General features: G+C 72.9%; 25 protein-coding genes and 1 pseudogene. 15 read left to right on the top strand and 11 right to left on the bottom strand.

What is annotated here, in order from left to right; translation table 11 throughout:
• Positions 1-28: 28 nt before the first annotated feature.
• The 3 genes from ADY59_RS22355 to ADY59_RS22345 form a co-directional block, all read right to left on the bottom strand.
• Positions 29-808, bottom strand: coding sequence for a putative protein N(5)-glutamine methyltransferase (locus ADY59_RS22355; protein WP_049565135.1), 780 nt, complete (start codon positions 806-808; stop codon positions 29-31).
• Positions 809-934: 126 nt separating this feature from the next.
• The gene (locus ADY59_RS22350) at positions 935-2,362 is read right to left on the bottom strand and encodes a pyridoxal phosphate-dependent decarboxylase family protein (protein ID WP_049565133.1); all 1,428 of its coding nucleotides are present in this window, start codon (positions 2,360-2,362) and stop codon (positions 935-937) included.
• Positions 2,355-2,975, bottom strand: a complete 621-nt coding sequence (locus ADY59_RS22345) for a helix-turn-helix domain-containing protein (protein WP_063780735.1) — start codon at positions 2,973-2,975, stop codon at positions 2,355-2,357. Before ADY59_RS22345 ends, ADY59_RS22350 begins: the two co-directional genes overlap by 8 nt.
• Positions 2,976-3,226: 251 nt before the next feature.
• Between ADY59_RS22345 and ADY59_RS22340 the strand changes: the two genes are divergently transcribed.
• The gene (locus ADY59_RS22340) at positions 3,227-4,045 is read left to right on the top strand and encodes a nitroreductase/quinone reductase family protein (RefSeq protein ID WP_049565132.1); all 819 of its coding nucleotides are present in this window, start codon (positions 3,227-3,229) and stop codon (positions 4,043-4,045) included.
• A gap of 4 nt (positions 4,046-4,049) precedes the next feature.
• Here ADY59_RS22340 and ADY59_RS22335 read toward each other — a convergent pair whose 3' ends face one another.
• The gene (locus ADY59_RS22335) at positions 4,050-4,994 is read right to left on the bottom strand and encodes an alpha/beta hydrolase (RefSeq protein ID WP_049565130.1); all 945 of its coding nucleotides are present in this window, start codon (positions 4,992-4,994) and stop codon (positions 4,050-4,052) included.
• Positions 4,995-5,071: 77 nt separating this feature from the next.
• Between ADY59_RS22335 and ADY59_RS22330 the strand changes: the two genes are divergently transcribed.
• Positions 5,072-5,647 (top strand): TetR/AcrR family transcriptional regulator, encoded by a 576-nt coding sequence (locus tag ADY59_RS22330; protein WP_049565129.1) that lies wholly within the window; start codon positions 5,072-5,074, stop codon positions 5,645-5,647.
• Here ADY59_RS22330 and ADY59_RS22325 read toward each other — a convergent pair.
• Both ADY59_RS22325 and ADY59_RS51590 read right to left on the bottom strand, forming a co-directional pair.
• Positions 5,644-6,138 carry a nitroreductase/quinone reductase family protein gene (locus tag ADY59_RS22325; RefSeq protein WP_049565127.1) on the bottom strand — a complete coding sequence of 165 codons (495 nt, stop codon included), beginning with the start codon at positions 6,136-6,138 and terminating at the stop codon, positions 5,644-5,646. The genes ADY59_RS22330 and ADY59_RS22325 overlap by 4 nt on opposite strands.
• Positions 6,135-6,560 carry a hypothetical protein gene (locus ADY59_RS51590; RefSeq protein WP_197093786.1) on the bottom strand — a complete coding sequence of 142 codons (426 nt, stop codon included), beginning with the start codon at positions 6,558-6,560 and terminating at the stop codon, positions 6,135-6,137. Before ADY59_RS51590 ends, ADY59_RS22325 begins: the two co-directional genes overlap by 4 nt.
• Positions 6,561-6,674: 114 nt before the next feature.
• Here ADY59_RS51590 and ADY59_RS22315 point away from each other — a divergent pair, with 114 nt between their 5' ends.
• Positions 6,675-7,283 (top strand): TetR/AcrR family transcriptional regulator, encoded by a 609-nt coding sequence (locus tag ADY59_RS22315; RefSeq protein WP_049565125.1) that lies wholly within the window; start codon positions 6,675-6,677, stop codon positions 7,281-7,283.
• Positions 7,284-7,400, top strand: a pseudogene (locus tag ADY59_RS54070) (IS481 family transposase); the annotation flags it as partial. It lies immediately after the preceding gene.
• Between the two features lie 10 nt (positions 7,401-7,410).
• Here the strand turns inward: ADY59_RS54070 and ADY59_RS53730 are convergent.
• Positions 7,411-7,602, bottom strand: a complete 192-nt coding sequence (locus ADY59_RS53730) for a hypothetical protein (RefSeq protein ID WP_049565123.1) — start codon at positions 7,600-7,602, stop codon at positions 7,411-7,413.
• Between the two features lie 397 nt (positions 7,603-7,999).
• Here ADY59_RS53730 and ADY59_RS22305 point away from each other — a divergent pair, with 397 nt between their 5' ends.
• The 3 genes from ADY59_RS22305 to sigJ all read left to right on the top strand — a co-directional run bounded on the left by ADY59_RS22305 (position 8,000) and on the right by sigJ (position 11,321).
• A complete protein-coding gene (locus ADY59_RS22305; protein ID WP_049565121.1) occupies positions 8,000-9,169 on the top strand; it encodes a cytochrome P450 family protein in 1,170 nt (389 codons plus the stop codon).
• Positions 9,166-10,368, top strand: coding sequence for an ATP-dependent Clp protease ATP-binding subunit ClpX (gene clpX / locus ADY59_RS22300; protein WP_049565119.1), 1,203 nt, complete (start codon positions 9,166-9,168; stop codon positions 10,366-10,368). Before ADY59_RS22305 ends, clpX begins: the two co-directional genes overlap by 4 nt.
• A 68-nt stretch (positions 10,369-10,436) precedes the next feature.
• On the top strand, positions 10,437-11,321 hold the full coding sequence (gene sigJ, locus ADY59_RS22295) for an RNA polymerase sigma factor SigJ (RefSeq protein WP_049565118.1): 885 nt from the start codon (positions 10,437-10,439) through the stop codon (positions 11,319-11,321).
• A gap of 8 nt (positions 11,322-11,329) precedes the next feature.
• Here sigJ and ADY59_RS22290 read toward each other — a convergent pair whose 3' ends face one another.
• Complete coding sequence (locus ADY59_RS22290; RefSeq protein WP_231618834.1) at positions 11,330-12,544, bottom strand: PP2C family protein-serine/threonine phosphatase; 1,215 nt, start codon at positions 12,542-12,544, stop codon at positions 11,330-11,332.
• A gap of 133 nt (positions 12,545-12,677) precedes the next feature.
• On the opposite strand from ADY59_RS22290, the gene ADY59_RS22285 reads away from it, so the two are divergent.
• Both ADY59_RS22285 and ADY59_RS22280 read left to right on the top strand, forming a co-directional pair.
• Entirely contained in the window at positions 12,678-13,034 is a 357-nt protein-coding gene (locus tag ADY59_RS22285; RefSeq protein WP_197093785.1) for a ClpX C4-type zinc finger protein, read from the top strand.
• A gap of 46 nt (positions 13,035-13,080) precedes the next feature.
• Positions 13,081-13,581 (top strand): AAA family ATPase, encoded by a 501-nt coding sequence (locus ADY59_RS22280; RefSeq protein ID WP_049565115.1) that lies wholly within the window; start codon positions 13,081-13,083, stop codon positions 13,579-13,581.
• A 72-nt stretch (positions 13,582-13,653) separates the two neighbouring features.
• Here ADY59_RS22280 and ADY59_RS22275 read toward each other — a convergent pair whose 3' ends face one another.
• Positions 13,654-14,706, bottom strand: coding sequence for an aldo/keto reductase (locus ADY59_RS22275; protein ID WP_049565114.1), 1,053 nt, complete (start codon positions 14,704-14,706; stop codon positions 13,654-13,656).
• Positions 14,707-14,795: 89 nt separating this feature from the next.
• The gene (locus tag ADY59_RS22270; RefSeq protein ID WP_049565112.1) at positions 14,796-15,629 is read right to left on the bottom strand and encodes a TetR/AcrR family transcriptional regulator C-terminal domain-containing protein; all 834 of its coding nucleotides are present in this window, start codon (positions 15,627-15,629) and stop codon (positions 14,796-14,798) included.
• 17 nt (positions 15,630-15,646) lie between these two features.
• Between ADY59_RS22270 and ADY59_RS22265 the strand changes: the two genes are divergently transcribed.
• Positions 15,647-17,371 carry a right-handed parallel beta-helix repeat-containing protein gene (locus tag ADY59_RS22265; protein ID WP_197093784.1) on the top strand — a complete coding sequence of 575 codons (1,725 nt, stop codon included), beginning with the start codon at positions 15,647-15,649 and terminating at the stop codon, positions 17,369-17,371.
• An 83-nt stretch (positions 17,372-17,454) separates the two neighbouring features.
• Here the strand turns inward: ADY59_RS22265 and ADY59_RS22260 are convergent, their stop codons facing one another.
• Positions 17,455-18,024, bottom strand: coding sequence for a helix-turn-helix domain-containing protein (locus tag ADY59_RS22260; protein ID WP_197093783.1), 570 nt, complete (start codon positions 18,022-18,024; stop codon positions 17,455-17,457).
• A gap of 55 nt (positions 18,025-18,079) precedes the next feature.
• Here ADY59_RS22260 and ADY59_RS22255 point away from each other — a divergent pair, with 55 nt between their 5' ends.
• The 5 genes from ADY59_RS22255 (at position 18,080) to ADY59_RS22235 (ending at position 21,904) form a co-directional block, all read left to right on the top strand.
• Positions 18,080-18,907, top strand: a complete 828-nt coding sequence (locus ADY59_RS22255) for an alpha/beta fold hydrolase (protein WP_049565157.1) — start codon at positions 18,080-18,082, stop codon at positions 18,905-18,907.
• A gap of 83 nt (positions 18,908-18,990) precedes the next feature.
• A complete protein-coding gene (locus ADY59_RS22250) occupies positions 18,991-19,329 on the top strand; it encodes a YciI family protein (RefSeq protein ID WP_049565156.1) in 339 nt (112 codons plus the stop codon).
• Entirely contained in the window at positions 19,326-20,510 is a 1,185-nt protein-coding gene (locus ADY59_RS22245; protein ID WP_049565106.1) for an RNA polymerase sigma factor, read from the top strand. The genes ADY59_RS22250 and ADY59_RS22245 overlap by 4 nt, the downstream gene beginning before the upstream one ends.
• Before the next feature lie 30 nt (positions 20,511-20,540).
• Positions 20,541-21,287: a hypothetical protein gene (locus tag ADY59_RS22240; protein ID WP_156325655.1), complete on the top strand. Its 747-nt coding sequence runs from the start codon at positions 20,541-20,543 to the stop codon at positions 21,285-21,287.
• Positions 21,288-21,298: 11 nt separating this feature from the next.
• Complete coding sequence (locus tag ADY59_RS22235) at positions 21,299-21,904, top strand: PadR family transcriptional regulator (protein ID WP_049565104.1); 606 nt, start codon at positions 21,299-21,301, stop codon at positions 21,902-21,904.
• Position 21,905: the final 1 nt, after the last annotated feature.

Below are 21,905 nucleotides of genomic sequence, written 5' to 3'. Positions count from 1 at the left end.
TCAAACCCGGTATAAGGGCCGGCCGTACTCACATGGCGGAGGCCGGCCGGGTGGCGATGATGACGGTGGCGGACCACTCGGCGGACTGGGCGACGCGCGGGGTGAGACCGTGGCGGACGACGGCGTCCAGGGCGGGCGGGATCTGGCGTTCGCTGGTCTCGAACAGCAGGTGGCCGCCAGGGGCGAGCCAGTCCGGGGCCCCGGCGGCCACCCGGCGCAGCACGTCGAGACCGTCGGCGCCGCCGTCGAGCGCCAGGCGCGCCTCGTGCAGGCGCGCCTCGGCCGGCAGCAGGCCGATCTCGCCCGTCGGCACGTACGGCACGTTGGCCAGCAGCAGCCCGACCCGGCCGTGCAACGCGCGGGGCAGAGGCTCGTACAGGTCGCCCTCGTAGACGTGACCGCCGGGCAGGTTGCGGCGGGCGCAGGCGACGGCGGCCGGGTCGAGGTCGGCGGCGTGCAGTTCGGTCCCCGGCAGGGCGTCGACCAGGGCGGCCCCCAGGGCGCCGGTGCCGCAGCACAGGTCGACGGCGACCAGGTCGGGGGCGGCGAGCGCGAGCGCCTGCTCGACGAGGTACTCGGTGCGCGGCCGCGGCACGAAGACCCCCGTGTCGACGGCTACGCGCAGGCCGCGGAACCCGGCCCAGCCGAGGACGTGTTCGAGCGGTTCGCCGGCGGCCCGGCGATCGACGAGGGCGTGGAGCGCGGCTTCGGTGCCGGCCGCGCCCGCCAGCAGGCGGGCCTCGTCTTCGGCGAAGACGCAGCCCGCGGCACGGAGGCGGGCGACGACAGCGGGCGGAGGGAGTGACATGAGCGCCTTTCGCGATGATCTGGGCGCTCTCCCGGTCGCCTCAGGCTGGGCGGACCGCGTGAGGTGAGAGCACCCGAACGGAACGTGCGGTAATGGGTCTCACCTCCTCTGATTCCTGCGGCGACATTATCGGAGCCCGCCGGAGTCCGGCAAACCGGTCAGCTCCTTGGCGGCCGTGCGGATCTCGTGCAGCAGCACCGCCAGGTCGTCCTCGGTGGTGTCCGGGCTCAGGACGCAGGCGCGCAGCGCGTCGGCGCCGCCCAGCCGGGTGCCGGTGAGGAAGGTGACGCCGCGCCGCTGGACGGCCGAGGGGATGGCGCGGTTGATCGCGTCCGGGTCGCCCGACGGCGGGCGGTAGCGGAAGGCGGCGATGGAGGTGACGACGGGGGCCATCAGCTCGAAGTCGCCCGACTCCTCGACCCTCGCGGCCAGCGCCCGGGCCAGCCGGGTGGTGTGGCCGACCAGGCGGACGATGCCGTCGCGGCCCAGGTGCGACATGGTGGCCCACGTCTTCAGCGCGCGGAACGGGCGCGTCTGCTCGGGCCCGTACTCGGCGAACCAGCCCAGCTCGTCGGCGTTGTCGTCCACCAGGTACGACGGGACCAGGCTGAAGGCGGCCCGCGCCTCGGACGGGTCACGCAGCAGCGCGCAGCCGCAGCCCACCGGGACGCCGAGCCACTTGTGCGGGTCCAGGGCCAGCGAGTCGGCCAGCTCCATGCCGGCGAAGGCCGGGGCGTCGGCCAGCACGCCGAGCGCCCCGTAGGCGCCGTCGACGTGGAACCAGAGGCCGTGCCCGGCCGCGACGGCGGCGATGTCGGCGAGCGGGTCGACGGCGCCGCTGTTGACGGTGCCCGCGCTCGCCGCCACGCAGAACGGCCGCCGCCCGGCCGCCAGGTCCTCGGCGATCATCGTCCGCAGCGCGGCCACGTCCATGCGGAAGGCGGCGTCCACCGGGACCGTGCGGATCTGACGGGAGCCGAGGCCGAGCAGCTCGGCGGCCTTGCGCAGGCAACTGTGCCCTTCGCCGGACACGTACAGGACCATCGGCGGGCGGCCGGACAGGCCCTCCTCGCGGACGTCCCACCCGTCGGCGAGCGCGGCGCGCTGCCGTGCGGTGGCCAGGCAGATGATCGTGGCCATCGACGCGCCGCTGGTCAGCAGCCCGCCACCGGGCCGGTGCGGAAAGCCGACGAGGCCGGCCAGCCAGCGCACGACCGTGCGCTCCAGCAGCGGGCCGGCGTGGTCGCCGCCCGCGCAGCTCGGGTTGAGCGCGGCGGCCAGCGGCTCGATGAGCACGCCCGCCGGGTTGGGCGGCGAGTTGACCCAGCCGAAGAAGCGCGGGTGCCCGTTGCCCATCGGGTACGGCAGCACCCGGCCGCGCACGTCGTCCAGCAGCTCGTCCAGGCCGCGCCCGGCCTCGGGCAGGTCCTGATCGGTGAGCCAGTCGCGGTCGCCGGCCTCGACCGGCCGCCACACGGGCTCCTCGCGGACGCCGCCGAGGTGGTCGGCCACGAGGCCGGCCGCCCGGCCGGCGGCCCTGCGCAGCTCATCCATGGTGGGTCTCCGTTCGCTGGTCGTGGTGCGTGCCGGTGGGCCCGCCCAGCTCCATGGCCAGGTAGTACACGCAGTCGGTGGCGGCGTCGTTGGCGAAGGCGTGCCGGCGGTCGCCCGGGTAGTAGGCCGAGTCGCCCGCGTGCAGCACGTGCGGCCGGTCGTCGATCGTCAGCCGCAGGCTTCCGGACTCGACCGCCACGTACTCGCGTGAGCCCGGCGCGTGCGCGGCGAACTCCCCCGCGTCGACGCCCGGCCCGATCGTGGTCCGCATGAACTCGAACTCCACGTTCGGCAGCACCGGTGACAGCACCCGCCGCTCCCACCCGGACGGATCGCGCACGACCCGCTGGCCGGCGTGACGCAGCACGGTCGGCACCTCCCGGACGGGCTCGTCGAGCAGCCGGGCGATCGACGTGCCCAGCGCCGTGGCCAGCCGGTCCAGGACGAGGACGCTCGGCGTCTTGGCGCCGCGCTCGACCTCGGAGACCATGCTGCGGCTGATGCCGCTCAGCTCGGCCAGCCGGTCGATGGACAGTCCGCGCGCGCGGCGCTCCGCACGGACGCGCGCGCCGAGCTCGGCCATCGACAGGCCGGTGGAGAGTACGCCTTCCATGATTCCACTATAGCGGCGGTTTGTCCGCAATAGTGGTGATGTTGACAGGAGGGACGAGCCCGCGTGTAATGATCCGGCAGGTCGCGTGTCGTCGCCCGGTGGACGGCGGGGGCATGGAGGCCGTGACCGCAGGGGGACGATACCGTGACTTCACAGCTCACAGGCAGCGCCTGACCCGTCAGCGCCCGCGCGCCACTCCCCCCTTTTCCCGCGTTCCCGGCATTCCCGCACGCCTGACAGAGAGCTTCAGCATGCCCAACGACTTCAACCAGTCCATCATCGACCAGTTCCGCGCCAACAACGGCAAGGTGGGGCCGCCGTTCGAAGGCGCCCGCCTCCTCCTGCTGACCACCACCGGGGCCAGGAGCGGCGAACGCCACACCACCCCGCTCGGCTTCCTGGCCGACGAGGGCAACGCCCGGCTCTTCGTCATCGCCTCGGCCGGAGGCTCACCCCGCAACCCCGCCTGGTACCACAACATCCTGACCGACCCGCGGGTCACCGTCGAGGACGGCGCGTTCACGTACGAGGCCACCGCCGCCGTCCTCGACGGCGCCGAGCGTGACGAGATCTTCGCCCGCGCCGTCGAGGCCGACCCCGGATGGGCCGAGTACGAGACGAAGTCCGGGCGCACCCTGCCCGTCGTCGCCCTCACCCAGACCGCCGGCGGCCCGCCCGACATGCGCGGCGGCGACTTCCTCAAGCTCGTCCACGACGCCTTCCGCCGCGAGCTCGCCCTGATCCGCAAGGAGGTGGCCGAGTCCGGCGCCGGACTCGGCGCGCAACTGCGCATCAACTGCCTCAACCTGTGCCAGGGGCTGCACTTCCATCACACGATCGAGGACACGCGCATGTTCCCGCACCTCGACGGCTCCCGGCCCGACCTGGCCCCCGTACTGACCAGGCTCCGGGACGAGCACCGCGTCATCCAGGACCTCGTCGAGGAGTTGCGGAAGGTCGTCGCGGGCGGCGGGAACGTGCTGGCCGAGGTGGAACGCCTCACCACCGAGCTCGAAGCCCACCTGGACTACGAGGAGGAGCACCTCATCCCCGTCCTGAACGGCGCTTGAGCCTTCAGGGGGCGAGGGCCTCTCGGAGGAACTCCCGGATCTCCGCCCCCGCCGTCCTGGCTTGCGGCAGCAGGCCCGGCAGGCTGAGGAAGGCGTGGCCGGTGTCAGGGTATTCGGTGAGCCGCACCGGCGTCCCGGCCGCCCGCAGCCGTTCGGCGTAACGCCGCCCGTGGTCGGCCAGCGGGTCGTCGGTCGGCAGCACCACCAGCGCCGGAGCCAACCCGCTCAGGTCGCCGGCGTACAGCGGCGACAGCGCGCGGGCATCGGCCCCCGGCGGCACCGCGTACCGGTGGAAGAGCCGCAGGACCGGTACGCCGAGCGTCGGGGTGTCGGCGTACCGGCTGATCGAGGCGTAGTCGAACATCGTTTCGGTCACGTCCACGGCGGGGTTGACCAGCACCTGTGCCCGCAGCTCCAGGCCGGCGTCCCTGGCCCGGACGGCGGACAGGGCGCTGATGAGCGCGCCGCAGCTCTCGCCGACGAGCGCGACCCGGGCCGGGGTGACGCCCCACTGTCCGGCGCGCCCCAGCACGTGCCGGAGTACGTCCCAGCCGTCGTCGGCGGCGGCCGCCAGCGGGGTGTCCGGGGAGAGGAGGCGGTGCTCGACGGAGACGACGACCGCGGGCAGCCGGGCGGCCAGGTGGCTGTTGACCCAGTCGCACTGCACCGCCGTACCGACGAAGCCGCCGCCGTGCACGTGGAGCACGAGCGGCAGGCCGCCCCGGTCCGCACCCACCGGCCGGTAGACGCGGACCGGCAGGTCGCGGCCGGGCAGCGTGACCTCGTGCCACTCGATCGTGGCGCCGGGATCCGGCTCCCCGGTGAGCGCCCGCGCCGCCTCGGAGGCGCGGAAGCGGTTCTCCGCGTCGCGGTAGGCGACGAGCTCCTCGGCCGTCACCGTCGACCAGTCCGGCTCCGCCGGGCGTGCCGCGGAAGCGATCTCACTCATGACTTCTCCTCGTTCGGCTAGTTTCGCTACCTGAGGTATCGATACTGACGGTAGCGTAAATGGATATCCTGGGAGCTATGACCTCCGCCACACCCGCCCGGCCGCCGGGTCGCCCTCGCTCCGGCGTCAACGCCGCGGTGTTCGCGGCGACGCTGAGCACGGTCCACGAACTCGGTTACGCGCCCGCCACCGTCGACCGCATCGCCGCCGCGGCCGGTGTCGCCAAGACGACGATCTACCGTCGCTGGCCGTCCAAGGGCGCGCTGGTCGTGGACTGCCTCCTGGACGCGTTCGGCCCGGTGCCGCTGGAGGGCGCCGGCCGGGCCGAGGTCATGTCCTCGGCCCTCCGTTGGATCGCGGCGAAGATCGGCGAGCCGGGGGTGGGCGACGCGTTCGCGGGCGTGTTCAGCGACGCCGTCAGCGATCCCGCCCTGCGCGAGATCCTGTCCACGCGGCTGCAGGACCCCTACCGGATCGCCCTCCAGGAGGCGCTCGGCGAGCCGGAGGACCGGGTCCTGTTCTTCATCGACGTCGTCGTCGGGACCCTCCTGCACCGCATGGGCATGACCGGCGAGCCGATGGTGGAGGCGGACGTCGCCGCGCTGGCCGAGATGGTGCTGTCGTACTTCGGCGACGACCCGGGGCCCGCCTAGTCAGGGCGGTCGAGGATGCGGAAGACGGGGTGGCCGGGCGCGATCCGGCGGAACTCCGGCAGGGGCGCCGCCGGTCCCAGCCCCAGGTGCGGCCGCGCGCCGGGGGCGGCGGCTACGTAGCGGCGCAGGATCTCGGCGCGCTGCCCGGCCGGGACCTCCACGAGCAGGATCGGCGTCTCGCGCCCCTGCCGGTGGAGCACCGCCCGGCCGTGCGCGGCCCGGACGTTGCGCACCCAGCCCGCCTCCGGCCCGAGCATCGAGACGAGGAACTCGGCGTCACCGAAGCCCGTGACCGCGACCGGGACCGGCACGACGCTCCCGCTGCGGCGCCCCGCCACCTTCAGCACGGCGGCATGCCGCGGTGACAGCCGCCGCGCCCCGTACACCAGGACGTCGAGGCGGTTGACGAGCCGCATGAGCGCGTTCGGCCGCCCGCCCCGATACATCCAGCGCTTGAGAGCCGCGAGACCGGCGGTCAAGGTTCCGGTCATCGCGCCCTTCTCCACAGCGCGACCGCGGCGAGACCGGCCACGCACGGGAGAACCTGCAGCCAGCCCAGCAGCGGCGCCAGGCCGACGTCTCCCGAGGTGTCCCGGACGGTCAGCGCGGCGGCCGCGAAGCAGACCCCGGCCGCGAGCAGCGCGGTCGCCGGCAGGCGGACCCGCCTCCTGCCGGCGCGGAGCGCCCAGGCCGTGCCTAGCCAGCCGAGGAGTCCCAGCCCTCCGGCGGCGCAGAGAATCACCAGGTACGCGGTGACGGCGGCGTCGATCGCGCCCGGATCGTAGGCCGGATAGCCCGCCCTGATGTGGTCGGCCAGGATCGCCCGGCCGGCGAACGGGACAAGGGTGACGAGTGCGGTGAGCCCCGCCCCTGCATACAGCATCAGCAGTGCGGTGCGGTGCGGCGTAGTCATCGAAGGCGTCCTCAGTCGAGTTTCAGACAGTGACTGTCTCTTGGAGGTGACTGTACGTTTCTCGTTTCAGACAGTCAATGTCAGGTGGGAGTCACTTGCTGTTAGGCTGGTCGCATGACCGGGCTTCGCGAGCGCAGGCGGCTCAAGGCCATGCGCGACATCCAGGAACGCGCCCTCGACCTGTTCGACGAGCGCGGGTTCGACGCCGTCACGATCGAGGAGATCGCGGCCGCGGCCGAGGTCTCACCGTCGTCGGTGTATCGCTACTTCGGCACCAAGGAAGGGATCCTGGTCGCCGACGAGTTCGACACCATGAGCCCGGAAGCGCTCAACGACTTCCTGGACCCCCGCGACCCCGTCGGCAGCCTGCTCCGCGCCATCCGCGCCTACGAGGCAGCGCCCAGCGCCGAAGCCCCGCAGGCCGGCAGGAGCCCGTGGCGCAGGGTCCGCTACTTCTTCGCCGAGCCGTCGGTGCGCATGGCCGTCTGCGCCACGCTCGACCGCGCCGGCCGGCGGATCGCGCCGCTGCTCGCGGCGAGCGGGGAGATGACCGGGACGCAGGCGCGCGTGCTCGCGAACGCTCTCGCCTTCGGCTACTTCGCCGCGCTCGAGCAGTGGTATCTCGACGGCGGCGACCGCCCTATCGCCGACTACGTCGAGGAAGGCATGCGGCCACTGCGCAGCGTCTGGAGCGCGCCTCCGCCCGCCGCCCGGGACGCGTGACGCACCGCCGCTCTGCCAAGCCTCCCGCACACCTACAACCACCACCGCTGCCATACCGCACTCGGCGGCCGCGCACCGATCACCCGTGCCAACAACCCAGCGGGTCAATACACCTAGCGGCCTGCCGCTACTGCGGCGTGGCGGGGCGGGGGCGTGGCGGGGCGGAGTCGAGCCCTGCCAGGGCGGCCGGCCCGGCCCGTGCGCCGTCGGCCTGGGCCTGGAACTCGCCCAGGCGGTCACGGACGAGGACCGCCTGGAGGACGTCGACGCCGTCGGCGATCAGGCGGGTGTTCCACAGCCCCCGGTCCTGCTCGGCCACAGGGACCAGGCGGCCGCCGGGCGCCGCGCGTGGTGGAGCAGCATGAGCGCGACCAGGCCCGACGGCCTCCTCATGGCAGGTCCTGGCCGCGAGCTGGCGGGTGAGCCGGAGCAGCCCTCGTCGACGACCAGGTAGAGCGCGCGCGGCACCGTGGCGACGACACCCGGGCTGGTTGAACCGAGCGCAGCGTCAGCGGGACCGCCGAGACCGGGGTCAGGGACGGGTGCGCGCACGGGAGAAGCGTGTCGTCCACCGCCTCACCCGGCCCCGGCCTCGGCATGGACCTCGCAATGCAGCCGGGAGACCGCATCCCTGGGTTCTCGACGTCGTTTGCCGTACTCCCGCAAGCGAGATACTGTCCCCATCTGGATGTTGACATCATCTCTAGGGAGGGCCAATGGTGCCGGAGATCGACCTCACCGACCCGGGAGTGCTGGGCGACCCCCTCGCCGCCTACGGGGAGGCGCGGGAGCGGGGGCCCGTGGCGCGACTGGTCGCGCCCGGCATGGCGATGTGGGCCGTGACGCGCTACGCCGAGGCCAGGGCGATGCTCAACGACCCGCGCTTCGAGCTGAGCCCCGCCAGCTACTTGCGCCGCACGCGGGTGCCCGACGAGTACGCGATCTACATGCGGACCATGCAGGAGATGGAGGGCGCCGAGCACACCAGGCTGCGCAGGCTGGTGTCCCCCGCGTTCACGCCGAGGCGGATGGCCCGGTTCCGGGAGCGGATCGAGCAGATCGTCGGCGGCCTGCTCGACGCCCTCCCGGAAGGCCCGGCCGACCTGCTCGAACATTTCGCCCGGCCGCTGCCCATGGACGTGATCTGCGAGATCGTCGGCATCCCGGAGCCCGACCGGCCCGCGTGGCGCGAGCACGGCGCGGCCGTCGCCTCCGGGGACGGCGCGAAGCTGGAGGCGGCGATCCCCGCCGTCCTGGCGGGCGCCAAGACCGCGGTCGCCCGGCGGCGCGCCGAACCGGGGCCGGACCTGATCTCCGACCTGGTCCGCGTCCAGGCCGACGACGGCGACCGGCTCACCGACGAGGAGCTCGTCACGCTGGTCTGGCAGCTCGTGCTCGCCGGGCAGACGCCGGCCAACCTCATCGCCAACGCCGTGGTGGCCCTGCTCGGCCACCCAGCACAGTTCACCGCCGTCCGCGCCGACGACACGCTCATGCCACGCGCCGTGGAGGAGCTGACCCGCTGGTGCGGGCCGCAGCTGCTGGCGATCCCGCGCTTCACCGGCGAGGACGTCGAGATCGGCGGCGTGCGGATCCCCAAGGGCGAGCCGGTCACCGCGGCCATCGGCGCGGCCAACCGCGATCCGCGCGTGTTCGCCGACCCCGACCGGCTGGACCTCGCCCGCGACCCGGGGACAAACGGACATCTCGGGTACGCGCACGGCCCGCACTTCTGCCTGGGCGCCGCGCTGGCGAGGCTGGAGACCCAGGTGGCGCTCACCGCGCTGCTGCGCCGCTTCCCGGACCTGGCGCTCGCCGAGCCGCCGGTGCGCCCGCCCGACCCGGGCACCTGGCGCCTGGCCTCGCTCAGGGCCGAGCTCCGATGACGCCCATGACCTGCGCGTTCTGTGGCAAGAGCCAGGACCGGGTGCGCAAACTCATCGCCGGCCCCGGCCGGATCTGCATCTGCGACGAGTGCGTGGCGGCCTGCGACGACCTCGTCCGGGAGGACGAGCCGGAGCCGCGCGAGCCGCTCCCGCTGCCCAGGCCGCGCGACATCCACGCCTTCCTGGACCAGTACGTCATCGGCCAGGAGCACGCCAAGGTCACCCTGGCGGTGGCGGTGTACAACCACTACAAACGCATCCGGGCCGGTGAGGAGCCGGTCGAGCTCGGCAAGTCCAACATCCTGCTGCTCGGCCCGACCGGCTCGGGCAAGACGTACCTGGCGCAGACGCTCGCCCGGATGCTCGACGTGCCGTTCGCGATCGCCGACGCGACCACGCTCACCGAGGCCGGCTACGTCGGCGAGGACGTCGAGCACATCCTGTTCAAGCTGCTGCAGGCGGCCGGCTTCGACGCCCGCAGGGCCGAGACCGGGATCGTCTACCTCGACGAGGTGGACAAGATCGGCCGCAGGAGCGAGAACCCGTCCATCGTGCGGGACGTCTCCGGCGAGGGCGTCCAGCAGGCCCTGCTGAAGATCATCGAGGGCGCGGTGGTGAACGTGCCCCGGCAGGGCTCGCAACGCGAGACGGTCGCGATCGACACCACGAACGTGCTGTTCGTCGCGGGCGGCGCGTTCGACGGCCTGGAGGAGATCATCGGGCGGCGTACCCGCCGGCGGGGCGCCGGGTTCGGCGCCCCGCAGCCTGCCCGGGGCGGCGGGCTGGCCGAGGTCATGCCGGCCGACCTGCTCGCGTTCGGGCTCATCCCGGAGCTCGTCGGCAGGCTCCCGGTGCTTGCGGCGCTGGAGCCGCTGGACCGCACGACGCTCGAACGCATCCTCCTCGAACCGCGCAACGCGCTGATCAAGCAGTACCGCAAGCTGTTCGAGCTCGACGGGATCGAGCTGGAGTTCACCGAGGACGCCGTGGCGGCGATCGCCGAGCAGGCGCTGCTGCGCCACACCGGCGCCCGCGCCACCCGGGCGGTCCTCGAAGAAGTGCTGCTCGACGTGATGTTCGAGGTGCCCGGCCGGGGCGACGTGGCCCGCGTCCTGATCAGCCGCGACACCGTGCTCGGTACCGTCAACCCGACGCTGGTGCCGCGCGGCGAGCCGGAGCGCCGCGAGAAGTCCGCCTGATCCATGTCACACCCGGCCGCCGCTTTCCCTCTCATGGTGTGACGTAACGTACGCAAGGGGGATGGGTCATGTCTGAGGCGGCGACAGAGGCGTTCGTCGGGTATCGGGAGCTGCTGTTCTCCATCGTCTACAACATGCTGGGGAGCGTCGCCGACACCGAGGACGTGCTGCAGGAGACCTGGCTGGCATGGGCGCCCCGCGCCGGGATCGGCGACGGGATCGCCAACCCGCGCGCCTACCTGGTACGGGTCGCGGTGAACGCCGCCCTGGCCCGGCAGGCCGCCATCAGCCGGCGCCGCGAGACGTACGTCGGGCCGTGGCTGCCCGAGCCGCTGGTGAGGGAGGAGCCCGAGGACGCCGCCGGGCCCGCGCTGCGCGCCGAGTCGGTGTCGATGGCGCTGCTGGTCGTGCTGGAGACGCTCACTCCGCTGGAGCGGGCCGTGTTCGTGCTGCACGAGGTGTTCGGCTACGCGCACACCGAGATCGCCGACATCCTCGAACGCTCCCCCGCCGCCGTCCGCCAGGTGGCCCACCGCGCCCGCGAGCACGTGCACGCCCGCCGCCCCCGCTACCAGGCCGACCCGCGCGTCCAGCGGCAGGTGACCGAGCGCTTCCTGGCCGCCGCGCTCGGCGGCGACCTCGACGCGCTCATGGAGATGCTCGCGCCCGACGTCACCCTGTGGACCGACAGCGGCGGCAAGTCCCGCGGTGCCGTCCTGCGCCCGGTGCACGGCCGCGACAAGGTCGCCCGCCTGCTGGTCGGCGTGAGCACCCGCACGCCGGAGGACCTCGACGTGCGCTACCGGACCGTGAACGGCGACCCGTCGGCGGTGCTGTTCGCCCACGACGCGCCGTTCGCCGCCATGGTCATCGACCTCACCGAGGAGGGCGACCAGGTGGCGGGCGTCTACGTGGTGCGCAACCCCGACAAACTGTCCAGGGTCGCCGAGTAGCGGCGATGTCAGAGGGTGAGCGTCGCCTGCCGGTTCGCCTGCCACTCCACCGTCACGACCGTGGCGTCGTCCTGGAGCCGGCCGTGCTGGTGCTCCAGGATCGAGTTGATCAGCCGCCGCAACGTCTCGGGAGCCGACAGCCCGCCGGCCTCGTGGCGCACGATGAAGTCGACGAAGCGCTCCAGCCCGAACTGCTCCCCGCTGGGGCTCTGCGCCTCGATGATCCCGTCGGTGTAGAAAAGCAGCCGGTCGCCGCGCTGCAGCTGGTAGCGCTCCAGCCCCGACGACAGGCCCAGCCCGAACCCCATCGGCGGCGACGGCAGCTCGCTGTCGAGGGTGGCGACCAGGCGGCCGTCGCGCAGGACCAGCGGCGGGTGGTGGCCCCGGTTGATCCAGCTGAGCTCGCCGGTGTCCATGTCGAGATCGGCGAGGATGCCGGTGGCGAACCGGGCCCTGCTGAACTGCTCCCCGATCGCCGCGTCGATCCCCTCGCTCGTGGCCAGCAGGTCCTCGCCGCCGAGCCGGCCGTTGCGGCACGCGCCCATGGCGATCGTCGCCGTCAGCGTCGCGGACAGGTCGTGCCCCATCGCGTCGAAGATCGACACGTGCAGGTTGTCGCCCGCGATGCCGTAGTCGTAGGCGTCGCCGCCCACCTCGTAGGCCGGCTCCAGGGCGGCGCTGAACACGACCCTGTCGTTGGCGAAGCTGCCGTGCGGCAGCAGGTTCCACAGCACCTCGGCCGACAGCAGCATCGGCTCGCCGCGCACCAGCGCCGCCCACGAGTCGCTGGCGCCGCGCTTGCTCACCAGGATCAGCGCGGCCAGCGAGGCGAGCTGCTCGACGCGCCACTGGACGGTGTCGTCGAGGTGCTGGACCGTGGTGCCGAGCACGCCCACCCGCTCGGTGCCGTCGATCAGCGGCACCCACAGCCGCACGGCTGTCGGCTCCTCCTCCGCCCTGCCGCGCACGACCTGGACGTCGCGGAAGGCCCGGCCCGGCATGCTCATGTCGACCGGCACCGGAGTCAGCGGGACCCCCCGCGCGTCGACCTGGCCGGGCAACGGCACCAGGGCCAGTTGCCGCAGGTCGGCCACGTACACCTTGGTGTTGGTGAACCCGGAGATGGCCGCGTGTCCGCCGATCAGGGGGACGAGGTCCTCCAGCGTGGCCGTGTGGCTGGCACGCAGCAGACCACCTAGCATGCGCTCGCCGTCGCTCAGCACCGTGCCGCCTCCCTCCGCCGATCTCCTACCCGCGCGCACGCCGTCTTGCACGGTCCCGGACTCACGGCATTGTCAGGTGCGGCCTGACGTACTACCCTGTCAGGGACAGCCTGACAGCATTTGGAGGCTCATGATGTCCGCACCGTCCCAGGCCGACGAGAAGATCCGCTGCTCGTTCTGCACCAAGTCGAAGACCGAGGTCGCCAAGGTGATCGCGGGGGCCGGCGTCTTCATCTGCAACGAGTGCGTCGGGCTCTGCGTCACGCTGCTCGACACCCCCACGGCCGAGGTCCCGTGGCACGACACGATGACCGACGAGCAGATGCTGGAGCACCTGCCGCGCATCGCCGCCGTGAGCGCCCAGGTCGACGCCAACCTCCAGGTCTGGGTCGAACGGCTGCGCGACCGGGGCGTCACCTGGGCCAGGATCGGCGGCGCGCTGGGCATGGCGCGCCAGTCGGCCTGGGAGCGGTTCTCCGGCGAGGAGTGACCGCCGGGCGGTGTGCGCTCCCGCCCCGGCCTCTACGATCAAGAGGATGTACGCATCCCTCCACCTTCTTGCGGGCGCGCCGGCCGCGGGCAAGACCACGTTGCTCCCGTACCTGCTGGGAGCGGCCGACGGGCTGGTCGTGATGGACCTGGACGAGCTCCTGGAAGAGGGGAAGCTGCTCGGCGTCACCATCGCCGACCCGGCGGCGGCCGCGGTGTGGCCCGCCTACGACCGCATGTGGGAGCGCATCGTGGCCATCGTCCGCAGGGCGGGGCATCCGGTGCTCCTGCTGTGCCCGGTGCCCGATGCCGGGGAGCTCGCCCCGGGCGGCCGCTGGGCGCCGCCGGTCCGCTGGGCTCTGCTCGACTGCCCGGACGAGGTACGCCTTCACCGGCTGAAGGAGCGCGGCACGCCCCAGGAGTGGGTCGCCGAGGCGATGGCCGACGCCGCTCACGGACGCGCCCTCGCCCCCACGGTCTTCACCGGCGACGACCCCGCCGAACTGGCGGCCCGCATCCTCGCCTGGGTCCGGACCGGCACGCACTGAGAGGCAGCGGCAGCGGCGGCGCCGGCGTCTCGCAGCGGTGATCCGGCCCTGCGGTCGCGGGCGGGCAGACGCTCAGGCGGCGGCGCGGTCGCCGGTGGGACGGCGGCGCAGGTGGGCGTGCACGATGGCGGGCGGGTTGTAGGCCATGTCGAGCGTGCCGATGTCGGTGCCGGGCGGCACGATCTCGTCGATCCGGTCGAGGAGGTCGTCGGTGAGCGTGACGTCGAGGCCGGCGAGGAGGTCGTCGAGCTGCTCCATGGTGCGCGGTCCGATGATTGCGCACGTGACACCGGGATGCGCGATCGCGAAGGCCATGGCCAGGTGGGTCAGCGGGATGCCGGCCTCCCCGGCGAGCGGGATGAGCGCCTCGACGGCGTCCAGGCGGCGCTCGTCGCTCAGGTGACCGAAGCCGAACCGGGCGCGGTGCGTGGCGTTCGGGCTGTTCTTGCGGTAGCGGCCGGTGAGCAGGCCGCCGGCGAGCGGGCTCCACACCAGCGTGCCCATGCCGAACTCCTCGGCCGCGGGAAGGACCTCGCGCTCGATGCCGCGGTTGAGGATCGAGTAGGGAGGCTGCTCGGTGCGCGGCCGGGCCAGGCCGCGCCGCTCGGCGACCCAGTGGGCCCGGACGAGGTCCGAGGCGGGCAGCGAGGAGGTGCCGATGGCGCGGACCTTGCCGGCGCGCACCAGGTCGGTGAGCGCCGAAAGGGTCTCCTCGATGTCGGTGTCGGGGTCGGGCTGGTGGATCTGGAACAGGTCGACGTAGTCGGTGCCCAGGCGGCGGAGCGAATCGTCGAGGGCGCGGATCAGCCAGCGGCGTGAGGCGCCCGACCGGTTGGGGAGGGCCGGCGTGGCGCCGCTGGGGTCGAAGTCGACGGGGAAGCGGGCCTTGGTGGCGAGCACGACGTCGTCGCGGCGGCCCTTGAGCGCCTTGCCGACGATCTCCTCGGACTCGCCGCGGGAGTACATGTCGGCGGTGTCGATGACGTTGATCCCCGCGTCCAGGGCCCTGTGGATGATCCTGACGGAGTCGTCGTGGTCGGGATTGCCGACGGCCCCGAACATCATGGCGCCGAGCGCATAGGGGCTGACCTTGATGCCGGTCCTGCCGAGAGGGCGGTAGCGCATGAGGTTCTCCTGACCTTGTACGGTTAAGCGGAACGTCCTTCCGGAACTATACGGAACGTCGTTCCGATTGAGCAAGCCGGGCTCGCGCGTCAGGCGCCGGTTCTGCGCCGGCGGTAGGCGCGCTGGCGGCAGGCGCGGGAGCAGTACTCGCGCGGCCTGCCCGATTCCGGCTGCTCCACCGGCATGCCACACACTTGGCACCTGGTTTCGTCACGACTTTCGTCACGCCTGCCCGCAATGAGGAGCTCGATCCCGTCGAGCACCCGCGCCAGGCCGAACTCGAATGGATCCTCCGGGTGGTCGTAGCCGCCCTCCTCCCACAACCGGGTGAGCGTCGGATAGCGGTCCAGGCGCGCGAAGAGCGTGTCGCGCGACCCCCACCACTCCTCCGCGCTCACGCCGCTGCTCCGCTCGGCCTCCGCGGCCTCCACCAGCACCAGCGCCTCGGCGTCGACGAACCGGCCCACCAGGCCCACCGCGGCGATCGTCTCGGCCGGGGTGAGGCCGGTGCCGGCGACGGTGCTCAGCATCGAGTCGTAGTAGGCCACCGCGTTGGGGCCGGGCACATGCCTGCCGCCCCGGATCTCCGCCAGCCACGGGTGGCGTTTGCGCAGCTCCCAGCCCTGGCGCGCGCACGCCTCCAGCCGGGCCCGCCAGTCCGCTCCCCCGGGCGCCGTCAGCCCGGCCATCACCGCGTCCTGCATCAGGTCCACCAGATGGCCGCGGCCGGGGACGTGCCGGTAGAGGGACATCGTGGTGAAGCCGAGGCGCTCGGCCACCTTGCGCATCGACAGGCCGGCCAGGCCCTCCGCGTCGGCGACCGCGACGGCGGCATGGACGATCCGGTCCAGGTTCAGTCCCGCTCTCGGCTCCTCGCCCCAGAGGAGTTCCACCCCGCGTTCCGGATCAGCTGCTTGGTTCATGGTTTATGGTATATATCGTGTACGCCATAAACAACGAAATCCTGTACGTTTCCCCTCACGGCGACGACGCCGCGCCCGGCACGCCGGAGCGGCCCTTCGCCACCCTCGGCCGGGCCCTGCGCGCGGCCCGTGAGCTCACCGGCGACGTCGTCGTCCACCTGCGCGCCGGCACCCACACGCTGGCCGCCCCCCTGGAGCTCACCGAGGACGACGGCCACCTCACCTTCCAGGCCCACGGATACGGCACCCCGGAGCAGGAGGAGGTCGTCATCAGCGGCGGCCGGGAGATCACCGGGCGGCTGGAGGACGGCGTCTGGGTGGCCGACGTGGGCGACCTGGACACCCGGCAGCTCTACGTCGGCGCCGAAGGCTCCTACCGGCGGGCCGAGCGGGCGGGCATCGACGCGCTGCCCGGCGATGCCGCGAGAACCGTCACGGGTTACGTCACGGACAGCCCCGATCCCCTCTCCTGGCACAGCCCCGCAGACGTGGAGTTCGTCTACCGGGGCGTCTACCCCTGGACGGAGGCCCGCATCGCCGTCGCCGCCGTCGCCCCCGACGGCGACCGCACCCTGATCACCATGGCCCAGCCCGCCTTCGCCCGCGCCGTCGAGCTGTACAACTTCACCTGGGAGGAGCACACCCAGGCCGGCCCGGCCCTGCCCACCAGGATCGAGAACGACGCCGCCTTCCTCACCGAGCCGGGCACGTTCGTCCTGGACCGCTCGCGTCCCGGCCGGCACCGGCTGCGCTACCTCCCCCACCCCGGCGAGCAGCCCAGGTTCGTCGCCCCCGCCCTGGAGACCCTGCTGCGCGTCACCGGCTCCCGGGACGTCACCTTCCGCGGCCTGACCTTCGCCGACGCCACCTGGCTGCGCCCCGGCAGCCCGGCGGGCTTCCTGCACTACCACGGCAACGGCCACTACGACGGCGGCCCCGTCGAGAAGGTCGTGATCGTCGAGGGGCACGCCTGGGTCACGGTTCCGGCCCGGTCGGAGACGATCCCCGCCTGCGTGGCCGTCCACGGCGGCCAGGACGTCCGGTTCGAGGGCTGCCGGTTCACCCGGCTGGGCGCCACCGGGCTCGGCCTGACCGGCGGCGAACGCCATGTCGTGCGCGGCTGTGACTTCGACACGCTGTCCGCCTCCGCCATCAGCGTCGACGGCGGCCACGACACCCTCATCGAGGACAACCTGGTCGAGCACATCGGCCTCGACCACTCCGGCTCCCCCGGCATCGCCCTGCACGGCACCGACGGCTGCACCGTCGCGCACAACCACGTCCGCGAGGTCCCGCACTGCGGCATCGTCGCCGGGCCCGCCCGCGGCACCCGCATCCTGCGCAACCTCACCACGGGCACGATGAGCGTGCTCGCCGACGGCGGCGGCGTCTACCTGTCGGGCCCGCAGGGCGACTCGCACGACACAGGCGCGCGGATCGTGGGCAACGTCATCAAGGACACCCGCACGCCGTACAACTTCGGCCTCTACACCGACTACGGCGCCGCCTGGGTCACCGTCGAGGAGAACGTCGTCACCGGCGCCGACAGCACCGCCGTCCTGCAGGTGTCGCCGCCGCTGGAGAACGTCGTCTACCGGGGCAACTTCTGGGACGCCGACCCCATGGGCAGCGACGCCGTCCCGGACGGAGTCACGTACGAGGACAACACCACGCTGGCGGAGGGACTGGACGCCGCCACGACGGACCTCCAGGACCGGGCGGGACTGCGCCGGCGGCGGTGATCCGGTTCGTGCGGATCCCGGCTCCACGGTGTGCGGCATGACGACACCCGCCCTCATGAGCGGGGTCCGCGCGGCCGGGGCGGCTAGGCCGGAGGCTGCTGGAGCCGGCTGCGCTGCAGCTCGCGGGCGAGGGTGCGCCGCACCGAGGCGGGGGCGGGAGGGGTGACCTTCGCCGGCACGTCGAGACCGCGGCTGATCCTGTCGTAGGCTGCCCGGCAGCCGCCGGGCAGCCGCTCCCGGTGCAGGCGCAGGTCCTCCTCGACGAGGCGGCGCAGCTCGTCGACGAGCTGGGGGGTGAAACGCTTCCTGCCCCGGGCGATGGCGTGCACGTGGCGGGCGCAACGGGCGGTGTCGTACGTCTCGGCGAGGTGCTCGGCGAGACCCCACAGCCGTCCTTCCAGCCAGGGGACGTCGTGCTGGTCGAGGGAGAGCTCCAGCGGCGGCTGCGACCCGCCGGTCCGCTGCCTGGCCACGTGCTTGGAGACGGCCGGCTGGCTCATGCCGGTGAGCCGGGCGATCCTGTCCTGGGTCCAGCCGAGGCCGGCGAGCGCCGCGATCACCTCGGCGCGGAGCCTGCGCATGTCGTCGCCCGCGCGGATGACGTCGTTCATGTCGGCGAGCATCCGCCCGGCCTGCTCCTCCGTCAGCGTCATGGCTCCGATCATAACCTAGTTGTATAAATGAGTTATAGCTGTCATGGTGCAGGTCATGCCCACCTTCTCAGCACCCGACGGCACCCTGCTGGCCTACCGCACGCGGGGAAGCGGAGACCCGCTCGTCTGCGTCCCCGGCGGCCCCACCGACGCCGGTTACCTCGGCGACCTCGGCGGCCTGTCCGCGCACCGCGAGCTGGTCCTGCTGGACCCGCGCGGCACCGGCCGCTCCGCGACGCCCGCCGACCCCGCCTCCTACCGCTGCGACCGCCAGACCGGCGACGTGGAGGCCCTGCGCCGGCACCTCGGACTCGACCGGATCGACCTGCTCGGCCACTCGGGCGGCGCGAACGTCGCCGTGCGCTACGCGGCCCGCCACCCGGAGAACATCGGCAAGCTGGCCCTGATCACCCCCGGATGCGCGGCCGTCGGCATCACGGTCACCGGGACGACCCGGCGCGAGCTCGCGCGGCTCAGGGCGGGCGAGCCGTGGTTCCCGGCGGCGTTCGCCGCCCTGGAGGAGATCATCGAGGGCAGGGGCGGCGACTGGGACGCCATCACGCCCTTCCTCTGGGGCCGGTGGGACGAGGCGGCGCGCAACCACCCCGCCTCCAGGCCGCCGGGCAACAAGGAGGCCGTCGCCGCCTTCTCGGCCGAGGGCGCCTTCGACCCGGAGGGCACCCGCGCGGCGCTCGCCGCCCATCGCGGCCCCGTGCTGCTGCTCGCCGGGGAGTACGACCTGAACAGTCCCCCGCGGGCCATGGCCGAGTACGCCGCCCTGTTCCCCGCCGCCGCACTCGTCGTGCAGGCGGCCGCGGGCCACTACCCCTGGCTCGACGACCCCGGCCGGTTCACGGAGATCGCCGCGGCGTTCCTGCGCTGATCCGAAACGCGAATTCCGGACACGCAGCCGCCGGTTGTCGATCCGGGCGGGAGTCATTCGTATAAGGGGTGAAGGAGGACATCATGCAGAAGTACCTGCTCAGCATCTATCAGCCCGACGGAGGCCCGCCGCCGCCGGAGATCCTGGACCCCATCGTCCGCGACCTCGACGCGCTCAACGACGAGATGCGCGCCGCCGGCGCCTGGGTGTTCGCCGCAGGGCTGCACCCGCCGGGCACCGCCACCGTGCTGCGGCCGAAAGGCGCTGACGTGCTCATGACCGACGGCCCCTACACCGAGGGCAAGGAACACCTCGGCGGGTTCACCGTCATCCAGGCGCCTGACCTGGACGCCGCCCTCGCGTGGGGCCGCAGGCTGGCCGGCGTCACCACGCTGCCGGTCGAGGTGCGCCCGATCCAGTGAGCGTGGAGCGGGTGTTCGCGCAGGAGTACGGGCGCGCGGTCGCCGTCCTGGTCCGCGTCCTCGGCGACATCGACCTCGCCGAGGACGCGGTCCAGGACGCGTTCGCGGTGGCGGTGCGCCGGTGGCCCGCCGACGGGGTGCCGCCGAGCCCGGCCGGGTGGATCATCACCACCGCCCGCAACCGGGCGATCGACCGGCTGCGCCGCGAGGCCGCGCGGCAGGACAAACACGCCCAGGCCGCCCTGCTGCACGCCCGCGACGAACCGGCCGAGGAGGGACCCGTGCCTGACGACCGGCTCCGCCTGATCTTCACCTGCTGCCATCCGGCGCTGGCCAGACCCGCCCAGGTCGCGCTCACCCTGCGGCTGCTGGGCGGGCTCGGCACCGCCGAGATCGCCCGCGCGTTCCTGGTGCCGGAGCCGACCATGGCCCAGCGCCTGGTCCGCGCCAAGGGCAAGATCCGTGACGCGCGGATCCCGTACCGGATCCCGCGCGAGGCCGATCTGCCGGAACGCCTGCCGCCGGTGCTGGCCGTCATCTACCTGATCTTCAACGAGGGCTACCTGGCGGGCTCGGGCGACGGGCTGGTCCGCGAGGAGCTGTGCGCCGAGGCGGTCCGGCTCGGCCGGCTGCTGGCCGAGCTCATGCCGGACGAGCCCGAGGCGATCGGGCTGCTGGCGCTCATGCTGCTGCTGGAGTCACGCCGTCCCGCCCGCACCTCGCCGGACGGCGCGCTCGTCCGCCTCGCCGACCAGGACCCCGGCCTGTGGGACCGCGCTCTGGTGGCCGAGGGCCGGGAACTGGTGCGGCGCTGCCTGCGCCGGGGACGCCCCGGGCCGTACCAGATCCAGGCGGCGATCAACGCCGTGCACAGCGAGCCGCCGACGGACTGGCGGCAGGTGGTGGCGCTGTACGACCAGCTCATGGCGGTCGCGCCGAGCCCCGTCGTGGCGCTCAACCGGGCCGTCGCGGTCGCCGAGGTCGCCGGGCCGGGGGCCGCACTCGGCCTGGTGGACGACCTGGACCTGGACGGCTATCACCTGTTCCACGTCGTCAGGGCCGACCTGTTGCGCCGCCTGGGCCGGGGCGCGGAGGCGGCGCGGGAGTACGACGCGGCGCTCGCCGGCACGGCCAACCAAACCGAACGGGACTTCCTGCGCCGCGCCCGCGAAGCTCTATGATCATCCCTCTCGTCACGAGAAGGGACTCCTGTGTTACGTCGCCGTCTGAGGCTGTGGGTGGTCGGCCTCTTCCTGCTGTCGGCGCTGGTCGCGGCGGCGACCGGCGGCATCGGCGCCGCGTGGACGGCCGTCCTGTGGTGGCCGCCGGAGGAGGCTCCAGCCGCCCGCATGTGGGTGGGCCTCGTCGTGTTCACCTGGATCAAGGCGTGGACGCTGTGGCAGGTGTTCTCGGCCTTCCCCGCCGTGCGACGGCTCGCCGACCGGCAGGCGGTGTGGCTGCGCCGCGTGCTCTACCTCGCCGCGGCCGATCTGCTGGTCCTCTGGCTGCTGCCCGACATCCCCCACACGGTGCTGTCGACCCTGGTGTGGGTGTCGTTGTTCCTGCTGTTCGCGCGCGTGCCGGTCGGGATCAGCTCCTACGGCCTGCCGTTCGCCTACGGGGCCGTGGTGGCGCTCGCCGCGGAGTCGGCCGGCCAGTTCGAGGGATTCGTCCTGATCTTCGCGGTGTGCCCGCTGATCTGCCAGATCCTGATCCTCCTGGGGCAGAAACGGGACGGCCGCTGGAGCGCGGAGACGGTCTCGATCGGCTGGAAGACGTTCTGGGTGTCGCTGGCCCTTCCCCTGATGCCCGTCGTCCTGGACATGGACTGGCCCCTGGCCACGCTGCTGACCCAGTGCGCCGTCGTCCAGGCCGCCTGGCTCGCCCGCTCCGCCGCGGAGCTGACGGATGTCGACAGGGCGGACACTGATACCCCTACACTAGTCAAAGTTGATTAGAGAGGTGGCGGATGTCGGCGATCCGGTTGCTGGTGCTGGGCGCGGTGCGGCTGCGCGGGCGCGCGCACGGCTATCAGGTGCGCAACGACCTGGAGTTCTGGGGCGCCGGCGAATGGGCCAGCACGAAACCGGGCTCCATCTACCACGCGCTCAAGCAGATGGCCAAGCAGGGGCTGCTGCACGCGTACGAGACGGCGCCGAGCACCGCCGGAGGGCCGCCGCGGACCGAGTACGAGGTGACGGAGAAGGGCACCGGCGAATACTTCTCCCTGCTGCGCGGGTCGCTGACCACGCATGACGCGATGGACGTGCTGGCCGCCGGTGTCGGGTTCATGGTCGAGCTGCCCCGGGAGGAGGTCATCGGCCTGCTGCGGCAGCGGATCGCGAGCCTGGAGGAATGGCGCGGGTCCGTCACCACGCACTACGTGCCCGAGGACGGCCCCGGGCAGTACGGGCACATCGGCGAGATCATGCACATGTGGGTGACCGCGGCCGACTACGGCGTGCGCTGGACCCGCGACCTGATCGAGCGGATCGACGGCGGCGCGTACGTCTTCGCCGGCGAGGAGGGCGACCCGTTCGAGGGGGTCCTCACGGAAGAGGACCCCCTCGCGTAGG

Source organism: Nonomuraea sp. SBT364 (genome assembly GCF_001083785.1).
Lineage (GTDB): Bacteria > Actinomycetota > Actinomycetes > Streptosporangiales > Streptosporangiaceae > Nonomuraea.
The sequence above is the reverse complement of the archived record's forward strand: the minus strand, read 5'-3'. Positions and strand labels throughout refer to the sequence as shown.

Bases quoted from the DNA above. Each gene is read 5' to 3' on its own strand.
- ADY59_RS22335 (WP_049565130.1), bottom strand. From the start codon at position 4,994: ATGAGTGAGATCGCTTCCGCGGCACGCCCGGCGGAGCCGGACTGGTCG.
- ADY59_RS22305 (WP_049565121.1), top strand. From the start codon at position 8,000: ATGGTGCCGGAGATCGACCTCACCGACCCGGGAGTGCTGGGCGACCCC.
- ADY59_RS22340 (WP_049565132.1), top strand. From the start codon at position 3,227: ATGCCCAACGACTTCAACCAGTCCATCATCGACCAGTTCCGCGCCAAC.
- ADY59_RS22315 (WP_049565125.1), top strand. From the start codon at position 6,675: ATGACCGGGCTTCGCGAGCGCAGGCGGCTCAAGGCCATGCGCGACATC.
- ADY59_RS22260 (WP_197093783.1), bottom strand. From the start codon at position 18,024: ATGACGCTGACGGAGGAGCAGGCCGGGCGGATGCTCGCCGACATGAAC.
- ADY59_RS22275 (WP_049565114.1), bottom strand. From the start codon at position 14,706: ATGCGCTACCGCCCTCTCGGCAGGACCGGCATCAAGGTCAGCCCCTAT.
- ADY59_RS22235 (WP_049565104.1), top strand. From the start codon at position 21,299: ATGTCGGCGATCCGGTTGCTGGTGCTGGGCGCGGTGCGGCTGCGCGGG.
- ADY59_RS22280 (WP_049565115.1), top strand. From the start codon at position 13,081: ATGTACGCATCCCTCCACCTTCTTGCGGGCGCGCCGGCCGCGGGCAAG.
- ADY59_RS51590 (WP_197093786.1), bottom strand. From the start codon at position 6,560: ATGACTACGCCGCACCGCACCGCACTGCTGATGCTGTATGCAGGGGCG.
- ADY59_RS22250 (WP_049565156.1), top strand. From the start codon at position 18,991: ATGCAGAAGTACCTGCTCAGCATCTATCAGCCCGACGGAGGCCCGCCG.
- ADY59_RS22345 (WP_063780735.1), bottom strand. From the start codon at position 2,975: ATGGAAGGCGTACTCTCCACCGGCCTGTCGATGGCCGAGCTCGGCGCG.
- ADY59_RS22330 (WP_049565129.1), top strand. From the start codon at position 5,072: ATGACCTCCGCCACACCCGCCCGGCCGCCGGGTCGCCCTCGCTCCGGC.
- ADY59_RS22355 (WP_049565135.1), bottom strand. From the start codon at position 808: ATGTCACTCCCTCCGCCCGCTGTCGTCGCCCGCCTCCGTGCCGCGGGC.
- ADY59_RS22255 (WP_049565157.1), top strand. From the start codon at position 18,080: ATGCCCACCTTCTCAGCACCCGACGGCACCCTGCTGGCCTACCGCACG.
- ADY59_RS22270 (WP_049565112.1), bottom strand. From the start codon at position 15,629: ATGAACCAAGCAGCTGATCCGGAACGCGGGGTGGAACTCCTCTGGGGC.
- ADY59_RS22350 (WP_049565133.1), bottom strand. From the start codon at position 2,362: ATGGATGAGCTGCGCAGGGCCGCCGGCCGGGCGGCCGGCCTCGTGGCC.
- ADY59_RS22285 (WP_197093785.1), top strand. From the start codon at position 12,678: ATGTCCGCACCGTCCCAGGCCGACGAGAAGATCCGCTGCTCGTTCTGC.
- clpX (WP_049565119.1), top strand. From the start codon at position 9,166: ATGACGCCCATGACCTGCGCGTTCTGTGGCAAGAGCCAGGACCGGGTG.
- ADY59_RS22325 (WP_049565127.1), bottom strand. From the start codon at position 6,138: ATGACCGGAACCTTGACCGCCGGTCTCGCGGCTCTCAAGCGCTGGATG.
- sigJ (WP_049565118.1), top strand. From the start codon at position 10,437: ATGTCTGAGGCGGCGACAGAGGCGTTCGTCGGGTATCGGGAGCTGCTG.